This window comes from Sinorhizobium sp. P24N7, from assembly GCF_042436655.1.
Classification (GTDB): Bacteria; Pseudomonadota; Alphaproteobacteria; order Rhizobiales; family Rhizobiaceae; genus Sinorhizobium; species Sinorhizobium meliloti_A.
On record NZ_JBHMIW010000044.1, the window covers coordinates 1 to 1,629 of the forward strand.

Below are 1,629 nucleotides of genomic sequence, written 5' to 3' on the forward strand. Positions count from 1 at the left end.
CACAGACTGATATCGGAGTCAGCGTAGGATTGGCCTTCGCCCCCGAAGATGGCCAATCGGTGGATCAGCTCATCAAGGCTGCTGACGTCGCGCTATATCGGGCCAAGGCAAACGGCCGCGGCACGTATGTGAGATATGAGCCAGCGATGGATGCCGATCTCCAGGCAAGGCAAAAAATGAAAATCTCCCTCCGGCAAGCGATCGCCAACGGAGAGATGGAGCTCCATTACCAGCCGCTAATTAATCTATACACACGGCAGGTAACGACATGTGAGGCGCTTGTTCGCTGGGCGCACCCGGAAAAGGGCCAAGTGTCTCCTGCTGAGTTCATTCCGATTGCCGAAGAGACCGGATTGATACTCCCCCTTGGAGAATGGATCCTGTGGAAGGCTTGTAGCGAAGCGGCCACCTGGCCGTCTCAGGTCAGCGTCGCGGTGAACCTATCGCCTTTGCAGTTTCGAGATCAGCGGCTTCCAGCCGTGATTGCGGACATCCTCGAGAAAACCGGCTTGGAGTCCTCGCGTTTGCAGATCGAGGTTACGGAATCGGTGTTGCTCGACGAAACTGACGCCAACATCCAGACTTTGCAGGAAATCAGGAAACTCGGTGCGAAAATCGTCATGGACGACTTTGGCACCGGCTACTCATCTCTCGGGTCCTTCGATAACATCAAGGGCGACCGTGGGTTTATCACCGACCTGCCTACCGGGAAAGAGTCCCTGGCGATCGTCAGAGCCGTCGCGGGTATTGGCCGGACGCTCGGCATAACGACCACCGTGGAAGGCGTGGAGACCGAGGTTCAGCTCGCAGCCGTTAACGCCGAAGGCTTTGATGAGGCGCAGGGATATCTCTTTTCTCGTCCACTACCCGCCGCACAGATCTTGAGCCTCATCCAGTCGAGCGAGAAAGGGTAATGAGCATCTGAAGGGTTCACACCGTGCTGACGGACAACGGCATCCAGTTCACCAACCACGCCCGTCACAAATACGCCCTCCACCACATCTTCGATCGGGTCTGCGACGAGAACGGCATCGAACACAGGCTCACCAAGATCAACCATCTGTGGACCAACGGACAGGTGGAACGGATGAACCGCACCATCAAGGAGGCCACCGTCAAGCGCTTCCATTACGACAATCATGACCAACTGCGCCGGCATCTTCAGGACTTCATCGATGCCTATAATTTTGGCCGAAGGCTGAAGACGCTCAAAGGCCTCACACCTTACGAGTTCATCTGCAAACGATGGACTTCAGAGGCGGATCGATTCATGCCGGGACTAAACATCTAGTCAAAGCCGCTCGTCTTACCGAAAATTCACAGCTCAAGCCGGTAAAACTTCCTCCCATTGGTCTCCATGATGTCTCGCATTTGCTGGCTGTTGAAAAGTTCGCCTAGCAGACTGTGGGCGAGTTCGACGACCTGCCCGTAGGTGGCGGCCAATGTACAGACCGGCCAGTCAGAGCCGAACACCAGGCGCTCCGGACCAAAGGCGCGCGCGACAGGTTCGACGAAGGGGCGGATGCGCTCTGCGGACCAGTCCGGCCCGGCCTCTGTCACCAAGCCGGAAACTTTGCAATGCAGACCGGGAATGGTGGCGAGCGCCGTAATTCCCTCGGCCCAGCCGAT

2 protein-coding genes and 1 pseudogene are annotated in these 1,629 nt (G+C 57.0%); 2 read left to right on the forward strand and 1 reads right to left on the reverse strand.

Going from position 1 to position 1,629, the window contains the following annotated elements; genetic code table 11:
• Both ACFHWW_RS33730 and ACFHWW_RS33735 read left to right on the forward strand, forming a co-directional pair.
• On the forward strand, positions 1-914 hold a 914-nt coding region (locus ACFHWW_RS33730; protein WP_379943684.1), incomplete at its 5' end, for a putative bifunctional diguanylate cyclase/phosphodiesterase.
• An 11-nt stretch (positions 915-925) separates the two neighbouring features.
• Positions 926-1,291: pseudogene (locus ACFHWW_RS33735) on the forward strand (integrase core domain-containing protein); the annotation flags it as partial.
• 26 nt (positions 1,292-1,317) lie between these two features.
• Here the strand turns inward: ACFHWW_RS33735 and ACFHWW_RS33740 are convergent.
• On the reverse strand, positions 1,318-1,629 hold a 312-nt coding region (locus ACFHWW_RS33740), incomplete at its 5' end, for an amidohydrolase family protein (protein ID WP_379943686.1).